The organism is Romboutsia sp. (genome assembly GCF_056995035.1).
Genome location: NZ_JBXKIW010000079.1, coordinates 20,966 through 28,391, shown reverse-complemented (window position 1 = coordinate 28,391; position 7,426 = coordinate 20,966). Strand labels below are relative to the sequence as shown.

Here is a 7,426-nt window from a genome sequence, read left to right as displayed (position 1 = left end):
ATTAGAAGAAGCTTATAAAGCTAAGATGAAAAAGAATTATCTAAGGTTTCAATAGGGGGAACGAATAATGAGAACAAAAGAAGAAGCTAAAAAGTTATTTGAAGAAAATAAAGGATTAGTAGCTCATATACTACAGAAAAACTTTGGAACTATATTAGCAATCCATGGTCACATGAGGGATGATATGTATCAAGAAGGATGCATTGCACTATATAAAGCAGCACAAACATTTGATAAATCGAAAGGCTTTAAATTTTCTACGTATGGTTGCAATGCTATTTATTTTAGAGTATTGCAGTTCAAAAATAGATACATAAAAAAGTATTATGATAGTGAAAAAGTTTCATATTATGAAAATGAAAATGGAGAAGGTCTTAAGGTTTACGATTTACTTTTAACAGAAGAAGATTTTGGAGCGATTGAAGTGAATGAGACATTAAAAAAACTTAGAGCTTGTTCAAACAGTAAAGAACAAAAAGTTATAGAAATGAGAATGCAAGGATTTTCTCAAACAGAAATAGCTAAAGTAATAGGTGGGTCACAGGTTAATGTTTCTAGGATATGTAGAAGAGTATGCTCTATGATTACCAAGATTGAAAACGGTGAAGAAATTACAAGAAAAGGCTCCGGTAGACCTAAGACGCTAATAGATACGGAACTTGTAACTAAAGTGATAGAATTACTACAACAAGGACTTAAACAAAGTGAAATAGCAGAACAATTAAATATCCCAAAAGGTTCTATTAGCAAGATTTTAAGAAAAATAAGAGAAAGTAAATTAAAAGTTACAGCGTAACATTGGACTAATTATAAAAATATAAGTGGGGGAGCTAAGGATGAAATTACCAATAATACTAAGAACTACTCACGACCTAGTAGTAGCAGAACTTGAAAAAGAAATAAAGTTAAGAGATGATGGTGCAATAACAATGTTAAGAAATTTAACAGTTAAAGAAGAAACAATAGATGTTCTTAAAGATAAAAATCATCTTCTTAATATGCAAATAGATTCTTTGAAAATTGTAGTAGAAAGATATTTTGAAGATAACATAGAGCTAGAAAGTGAAATACAAAAATTAAAAAACTTAGTTAAAAAGCTAGAAAAAGAGAAACAGGAAGCTAAATTCTGTGCTGGAACAGCGAAAACTGTAATTGAAAAATTAAATAAAAAACTTAAAGTTAATACGGAAGCTAAGAGACAAATAAGGGACCTAATAGCATACAAGGATAATACAGGTAAGGCAATGAAAACGGAACAAGGTAATTGGGTACATGAAAAAATAGATGGGAAAAAAGTTTGGGACCTAACAATGCTAATAGGAGAATAAGCATGAAAGCTTTATGGACTTTAATATGGACAGCAGCTGTAATAATTGGAACATTAGATATTATAGTTATTGCAGCTAGAAAAGTTATAGTTATTGTAGTTAGAAAACAAGATAAGAGAAGGAGAAGATAATATGAATCATGTAGTATTAGTTGGTAGATTGACTAGGGATGTTGAGCTTCGTTACATCCAAGGATCAGGAACAGCGGTAGGTCAATTCGGTTTGGCTGTTGATAGAGAATTCTCAGGCAAAGATGGAAAAAAGGAAACTGACTTTATAGATATACAAGTTTGGGGAAAGAGCGCGGAGAATTGTGCTAACTATATAGGCAAAGGAAGTATGGTAGCTATACAAGGTTCTATAAGAATATAAAATTACCAAAATCAAGCTGGAGAAACTAGAAAAGCAACTAAGATTAATGCTAATAGAGTTCAATTTTTAGGTGGCAAAAATGAGATAAAGGGACAATCATTTGACCCAAGCTTTGAACCACAAGGACTAGATCCACAAGGATTCCAAGCAATAGACGATGATGATATACCTTTCTAAAAAATAGGATAATTGAAAATGCCAGGCCAGTATTTAAGGACCTGGTAAATAGAAGATGGGTTTTATTAGGAGGAGCTTATGAAAAATATACTTAAGATAAATGATATTGAATATGAAGTTTATGCTAGATATTCATATGCTGAAAAAGCTGTAAGACAGGATGATGTATTAGGACTTAAACTTCAAATAGTTGTAACAGAAGTTGCTACAGGAAGAGTTCTTAAATGGAAAGAGATGAAAGATTCTTATTTAGCTGAAAAGGTTTGTGATTTTGCGGAGAATTGTTTTAACGGTCAAAGAACTATTTATTGGAGGAGTGAATAATGAGAAAGTGCAATTGTGGTCATGAAGTTAATTATGATGGATTTAATGAGATTGATATAGTTGATGGCTATATAGTAATAAAAGGTGATGCTAATTGTGAGAAGTGCGGCAAAAATTATGAGTATGAAGAATCGTATGTTGTAGATTTTAACAATCCGTTTGATGTAGAGCTAGAAGAATTAGATTAGGTGGTGGAAGTTTGGATAAGAATATTAAAAAACCAGTCATTGTAATTAATATAAAAACAAATAGTAAACATGAATTTGAATCTAGGTTTGCAGCAGCTAAGTTCACAGGAATAGAAAGAAAAAGATTAAATGCTTATATAGATAATGGAATAACATATAAAAAGACATTTAAGTTTTTAAATGTATGTTAGATATATAACTGAAATACACATCATTATCAATATACTTGAATTAGTATATTGATAATGATAACTAAATGAGATTAGGGAGATTGAGTATGAAGATTAAAACAATGGAAGATTTAAATGAGGTTTTAATTAAACATCAAATACCTACAGAAGTATTAGTTGACGTGAAAAATAGAATATCTGATTGGATAGTTAGCGGAGGAACTCTTAAAGATCCATATATAAAACAACAATTTAGATATGTGGAGAATGTAATTAAGATCTACTCTAAAAAGGAGATTGAGCATGAAAGTTAATTTTACAATAGAGGGTGAAGCAAAAGGAAAAGAAAGACCACGATTTAATACTAAGACTGGTCGAGCATATACAGCTGACCAAACCATAATGTATGAGCATTGGATTAAATTATTATACAGAAGTACAGTTAAGCATTATTTCCAAGGCAATGTAAAATTGATAGTTAATTGTTATTATGACATTACTAAAAAAGATAAATCAGCAATAGATAAAAATAAGATTAATACAAAAGAATTCCAAGAAGCTAAAGCTAAGCTAGATGGAACAACTAGGCCAACAAAGAAACCAGACTTAGACAATATAATAAAAGCTATAGCAGACAGTCTAAATGGAATTGCATATAAAGATGATGCTCAAATAGTAGAAGTAGAATCAAAGAAGTTTTACAGTGATAAACCTAGAGTAGAAGTGACAATACAAGATATATAAATACTGGGGGGAGTTATTATGGAAAATGAACAATTAGAAAAAAACTGTTTTAAATTTACAGAAAAGATTTTATATGGATATAAAGATATAGAAGATTTCATAGAGAGTACAGAAAAAAAGCTAAAAGACATGAAGCTAGAAGAAAATATAACAACAGTAGGAGCTATAGCATATGACAGTATACAAGTTAGCCCTACGTTTAATATAGGAAGAATGACAGAAAGAAAAGCATTAGATAGAGTAGAAGAAGAAATGGAATTAAAGATAGAATTATATAGAAATAAAAAACTAAAGAAAGAAATAGATCAAATTATAAATAATCTAACTCATATACATAAAGATATTGTTAAATATAGATATATGGAAGGTCTACAGTGGCTAGAAATAACAGAAAAAATGAATTATGAAGAACGTCAGTTAAGAAATAAGAAAAACGAAGCAATAAGGAGCATAGCTAGAAAATTATTTGGAGTTAAAGCATTCAAAGATGAAGAACCCACACTATTTGATATGATTGTTATATAGGTAGTTTTAAATAAAGATAGAGAGTATCTAAATTTTAGATACCCTCTATTATAATATGGAAACAATTATAAAAGAGTGGATTCACATATAAAAGTATTAATTCTTTTAGTAACTTCTTTTTTATAGTTTGACTTACCGGAGTTACATTCTATATATTCAAGAAAGCTTTTAAGTATATTTATTAAATCTTCTTCTGTAGTAGATGCATTGAAATCTACATAAAAAAAATTATTTTGATCAAATAACTCTGGGGAGTGATATTCGGCGAATTTTTTAAATTCTAACTCTTTAAAAGCCTTTAAGTATTTTAAGTTATTAAAATTTTCAAAAACGTTTTTCTTATTGTATACTTTATCGTCAAATAAACTTAATATGTAGTTTAAACTATTTGTATCTATATAATTAAATTCTCTTTCCTTTAATTTATTTATTGCCTTTGAAAATTTACATTTAAACCATTCTCCATCAATATTACTTTCTTTAAAAACACTGTGAAGCTCAGATTCAAGTGTTCTTTTTAAACTTTTATCTTTAAGTGGAGATGATATATACACATTATATGTAATTGAATTTTCTATATAAGGAAAAACTGATTTAACTATTTGTCTTAGTTGCTTTATTCTACCAAATACATTTGATGATGATCCTATCTTACAAACATCAGAACCGGATATATTTAATATATATACATAATTACCTAGAGGAATTCTTTTTTGTAAGTCTTCCCCTATTTCGCCGTATATAGTATAAAAATATTTTACTTTCACTTATATCACCCAATCTTTAATTTATTTACCATTAATAACCATAATTACATAAAAATATACTTATTTATTTTGTATTAAATGAATTATTTCTAGATTTTTTATACCGATTTATTGCCGATATAATATAAAGACGTATGAGATAATAGTATTGTAGACAAAATGATATTTTATTTTGTAAGCAAATTCATATTTCCCCTTAAAATATGATATAGACAAACTCAAGACCAGGACATCCCCTCCTGGTCGACTATGTACATGCAGTTGGTGTTAAGTAAGTTCAATTCTTACCATGTGCTCAAAAAAAATAAAAATCTGTAATTGTTTCTAACAACATCAACTACCTTGTCACAGTTTGATGTATTTTTATTTCTACAAATCGAACTCGAAGAAAGGCTTCGGACTTTTAATCTTAGGTCTTTTTTTATGTTTGAAAGGGTGAGTACTGTGAAGGTTTGGAAGGATGCAAATGAAGCTATAAAGATGATTCATGAAGTACCTGAAAAATTAAAAGATTATGATAAAGAAATGCAAAAGAAGCCAGGGTTTGATAAAAATAAGAAAGAAGAAGGAAAACCTCGAATTAAGTAGAATTATATACTTGAATGGAGGTGAAAATATGGATATTCAAAATAAAATTTTAGATATTGTTTATTCTTATTCTTATAAAGAACAAGTTTCTGAGTTGGTAAATAAATATGAAAGAAGTGCTAAACCTGAAGAAGGAGAAATTATATATATAAGTTCTGGAATTGATGATAGATTTATAGGCGATACAGAAGATGAAATAGTTAATAAAGTTTCAGAACAAATTATAAGATATAGAATAAAGGAAAAAGCAGTTATTAAATTGATGTCTAAAGGAGAAATACATCCAGTATCAATAGGGTCTGGGTATGAAGATAAAAGAATTACTTGTACATATGGTGGAACAACTTCGGAAATGTCAATTTCTTTTAGAAAGAGTATATTCACACAATTTATAAAGGTATAGAAATTTTAAGAACTCTGTATTAGTATAGGGTTCTTTTTTAATTTTCCAAAACAAACAAATGAGGTGGTGATATGAAAGATGCGAAAGAAAATGTAAAAGTAGATTACATTGAAGGTATGAAACAAAAGGAAATCTGCGATAAATATGATATATCTATCAATACCTTAAAGTCATGGATTAAAAGATATAACTGGGCAGAAGAAAAGAGAAACAAGGGTGCACCTAATAATAAAAGGGGTGCACCCTTAGAAAATAAAAATGCAGTTGGACATGGTGCTCCAAAAGGGAATAAAAATGCAGAGAAGTTTGGATTTTTCTCTAAGTACTTACCAGAAGAAACTTTAGAACTTATGGAAACTATAATTGAAAAAAGCCAACTAGACATACTTTGGGAACAAATTACAATTCAGTATGCTGCTATCATAAGAGCTCAAAGAATTATGTATGTTAGAGATAAAGATGATATGGCTAGAGAGCTCAAGAAAACAAAGTCAAGCATGAATGGAGAAGAAACAGAATATGAAATTCAATTTGCTTGGGATAGAAATGCAACTTTCTTAAATGCTCAAAGCAGAGCAATGGGAGAGTTAAGGTCATTGATTAAACAGTATGATAGTATGCTTAATGCTAATTGGGATTTAGTAACCAAAGAACAGAAGCTAAGAATAGATAAACTTAAATTAGATATAGAGAACATCAAAGGTGATTCTAAAGATAAGAGCCAAGAAAACTGGGCTAATACTTTAATAGAAATAGCTAAGAGACGAGGTAATAAAAATGAATAATTCGTTACTTACATTACTTGATGATTACTGGGATAATCCAGTATGGTTTGCAGAAGATATGTTAGGATTTAAAGCTGATAAGTGGCAACAAGATGTACTTATGGCATTGGCTCATAATCCTAAAGTGTCTATAAGGTCAGGTCAAGGTGTAGGTAAAACCGGATTAGAAAGCATTGCTTTAACATGGTATTTATTAACTAGACCTTTTCCGAAGGTTGTTGCTACTGCTCCAACTAAACAACAGTTGTATGATGTGTTATGGGCCGAGGTTGCTAAATGGCTAGTAGGTTCTCATGTTGAAAAGTTTCTTGAATGGACAAAGACTAAGATATATATGAAAGGTTATAGTGAACGTTGGTGGGCAACTGCTAAGACTGCAACTAGACCAGAAAATATGCAAGGTTTTCATGAGGACTATATGTTATTTGTTGTTGATGAAGCTTCTGGGGTAGCTGACCCTATAATGGAAGCTATATTAGGTACATTATCAGGAGCAGAGAATAAGCTTCTTTTATGCGGAAACCCAACGAGAACATCAGGAACATTTTACGATAGTCATAATAGAGACAGAGATCTATATAAAACTTTTAAAGTATCTTCTATGGATAGTCCAAGGACATCAAAAGAAAATATAGAAATGCTTAAAAGAAAATATCATGAAGGCTCCGATCCATGGAGAGTAAGAGTATTAGGAGAATTTCCAAAAGGTGAGTCTGATTCTCTTATATCATTAGAAGTTGTAGAACATGCAACATCAAAAGAAGTAAATATATCAATGGATTATACTTTGCACTTAGGAGCGGATATAGCTAGATATGGTGATGATGAAACTATAATAGCTCCTAGAATAGGTGGAAAGGTATTTGACTTACAAACTTACTCGAAACAAAGCACAATGGAGACAGTGGGTTGTATATTGAGAACTGCGGATAAGTTTAAATCTATGTATCCTCAGATTAATAGAGTTAAGATAAAGACAGATGATGATGGATTAGGTGCTGGTGTTACTGATAGACTTAGAGAAGTAGTCAGAGAACAAAGATAAGGTTATGAAA

At 29.9% G+C, this 7,426-nt stretch carries 14 protein-coding genes and 1 pseudogene; 14 read left to right on the top strand and 1 reads right to left on the bottom strand.

The genetic code is table 11. The features are described 5' to 3' along the window. Window positions 1–67 precede the first annotated feature (67 nt). The 10 genes and pseudogenes from AC11VW_RS12855 to AC11VW_RS12810 all read left to right on the top strand — a co-directional run bounded on the left by AC11VW_RS12855 (window position 68) and on the right by AC11VW_RS12810 (window position 3,828). Window positions 68–796, top strand: a complete 729-nt coding sequence (locus tag AC11VW_RS12855; RefSeq protein ID WP_484301826.1) for a sigma-70 family RNA polymerase sigma factor — start codon at window positions 68–70, stop codon at window positions 794–796. A gap of 40 nt (window positions 797–836) precedes the next feature. Beyond that, a complete protein-coding gene (locus tag AC11VW_RS12850; protein WP_484301825.1) occupies window positions 837–1,328 on the top strand; it encodes a hypothetical protein in 492 nt (163 codons plus the stop codon). A 2-nt stretch (window positions 1,329–1,330) separates the two neighbouring features. Next, window positions 1,331–1,459: a hypothetical protein gene (locus AC11VW_RS12845; protein ID WP_484301824.1), complete on the top strand. Its 129-nt coding sequence runs from the start codon at window positions 1,331–1,333 to the stop codon at window positions 1,457–1,459. 1 nt (window position 1,460) lies between these two features. Beyond that, window positions 1,461–1,877 (top strand): annotated as a pseudogene (locus AC11VW_RS12840) (single-stranded DNA-binding protein). Window positions 1,878–1,955: 78 nt separating this feature from the next. Next, window positions 1,956–2,201, top strand: coding sequence for a hypothetical protein (locus AC11VW_RS12835; protein ID WP_484301823.1), 246 nt, complete (start codon window positions 1,956–1,958; stop codon window positions 2,199–2,201). After that, a complete protein-coding gene (locus AC11VW_RS12830; RefSeq protein ID WP_484301822.1) occupies window positions 2,201–2,389 on the top strand; it encodes a hypothetical protein in 189 nt (62 codons plus the stop codon). The genes AC11VW_RS12835 and AC11VW_RS12830 overlap by 1 nt, the downstream gene beginning before the upstream one ends. A gap of 11 nt (window positions 2,390–2,400) precedes the next feature. Then, window positions 2,401–2,580 carry an NUMOD1 domain-containing DNA-binding protein gene (locus AC11VW_RS12825; RefSeq protein WP_484301821.1) on the top strand — a complete coding sequence of 60 codons (180 nt, stop codon included), beginning with the start codon at window positions 2,401–2,403 and terminating at the stop codon, window positions 2,578–2,580. Window positions 2,581–2,666: 86 nt separating this feature from the next. Then, window positions 2,667–2,873, top strand: a complete 207-nt coding sequence (locus AC11VW_RS12820) for a DUF6877 family protein (protein ID WP_484301820.1) — start codon at window positions 2,667–2,669, stop codon at window positions 2,871–2,873. Continuing rightward, window positions 2,863–3,303 (top strand): RusA family crossover junction endodeoxyribonuclease, encoded by a 441-nt coding sequence (locus AC11VW_RS12815; protein ID WP_484301819.1) that lies wholly within the window; start codon window positions 2,863–2,865, stop codon window positions 3,301–3,303. Before AC11VW_RS12820 ends, AC11VW_RS12815 begins: the two co-directional genes overlap by 11 nt. Window positions 3,304–3,321: 18 nt before the next feature. Further along, window positions 3,322–3,828, top strand: coding sequence for a hypothetical protein (locus AC11VW_RS12810; RefSeq protein ID WP_484301818.1), 507 nt, complete (start codon window positions 3,322–3,324; stop codon window positions 3,826–3,828). A 65-nt stretch (window positions 3,829–3,893) separates the two neighbouring features. Here the strand turns inward: AC11VW_RS12810 and AC11VW_RS12805 are convergent, their stop codons facing one another. Then, entirely contained in the window at window positions 3,894–4,595 is a 702-nt protein-coding gene (locus AC11VW_RS12805; protein WP_484301817.1) for a GIY-YIG nuclease family protein, read from the bottom strand. A gap of 444 nt (window positions 4,596–5,039) precedes the next feature. Here AC11VW_RS12805 and AC11VW_RS12800 point away from each other — a divergent pair, with 444 nt between their 5' ends. From AC11VW_RS12800 to AC11VW_RS12785, 4 genes are all read left to right on the top strand, one after another. After that, window positions 5,040–5,183, top strand: coding sequence for a hypothetical protein (locus AC11VW_RS12800; RefSeq protein ID WP_484301816.1), 144 nt, complete (start codon window positions 5,040–5,042; stop codon window positions 5,181–5,183). A 28-nt stretch (window positions 5,184–5,211) separates the two neighbouring features. Further along, window positions 5,212–5,586: a hypothetical protein gene (locus tag AC11VW_RS12795; RefSeq protein WP_484301815.1), complete on the top strand. Its 375-nt coding sequence runs from the start codon at window positions 5,212–5,214 to the stop codon at window positions 5,584–5,586. A 71-nt stretch (window positions 5,587–5,657) separates the two neighbouring features. Then, window positions 5,658–6,371 carry a phage terminase small subunit gene (gene terS, locus AC11VW_RS12790; RefSeq protein WP_484301814.1) on the top strand — a complete coding sequence of 238 codons (714 nt, stop codon included), beginning with the start codon at window positions 5,658–5,660 and terminating at the stop codon, window positions 6,369–6,371. After that, window positions 6,364–7,416: a DEAD/DEAH box helicase family protein gene (locus tag AC11VW_RS12785; protein ID WP_484301813.1), complete on the top strand. Its 1,053-nt coding sequence runs from the start codon at window positions 6,364–6,366 to the stop codon at window positions 7,414–7,416. The genes terS and AC11VW_RS12785 overlap by 8 nt, the downstream gene beginning before the upstream one ends. The last annotated feature ends 10 nt before the right edge of the window (window positions 7,417–7,426 follow it).

What these genes read in the sequence shown, in the direction of transcription:
- AC11VW_RS12855 (WP_484301826.1), top strand. Translation starts at nt 68, where the DNA reads ATGAGAACAAAAGAAGAAGCTAAAAAGTTATTTGAAGAAAATAAAGGA.
- AC11VW_RS12850 (WP_484301825.1), top strand. Translation starts at nt 837, where the DNA reads ATGAAATTACCAATAATACTAAGAACTACTCACGACCTAGTAGTAGCA.
- AC11VW_RS12845 (WP_484301824.1), top strand. Translation starts at nt 1,331, where the DNA reads ATGAAAGCTTTATGGACTTTAATATGGACAGCAGCTGTAATAATTGGA.
- AC11VW_RS12835 (WP_484301823.1), top strand. Translation starts at nt 1,956, where the DNA reads ATGAAAAATATACTTAAGATAAATGATATTGAATATGAAGTTTATGCT.
- AC11VW_RS12830 (WP_484301822.1), top strand. Translation starts at nt 2,201, where the DNA reads ATGAGAAAGTGCAATTGTGGTCATGAAGTTAATTATGATGGATTTAAT.
- AC11VW_RS12820 (WP_484301820.1), top strand. Translation starts at nt 2,667, where the DNA reads ATGAAGATTAAAACAATGGAAGATTTAAATGAGGTTTTAATTAAACAT.
- AC11VW_RS12815 (WP_484301819.1), top strand. Translation starts at nt 2,863, where the DNA reads ATGAAAGTTAATTTTACAATAGAGGGTGAAGCAAAAGGAAAAGAAAGA.
- AC11VW_RS12810 (WP_484301818.1), top strand. Translation starts at nt 3,322, where the DNA reads ATGGAAAATGAACAATTAGAAAAAAACTGTTTTAAATTTACAGAAAAG.
- AC11VW_RS12795 (WP_484301815.1), top strand. Translation starts at nt 5,212, where the DNA reads ATGGATATTCAAAATAAAATTTTAGATATTGTTTATTCTTATTCTTAT.
- terS (WP_484301814.1), top strand. Translation starts at nt 5,658, where the DNA reads ATGAAAGATGCGAAAGAAAATGTAAAAGTAGATTACATTGAAGGTATG.
- AC11VW_RS12785 (WP_484301813.1), top strand. Translation starts at nt 6,364, where the DNA reads ATGAATAATTCGTTACTTACATTACTTGATGATTACTGGGATAATCCA.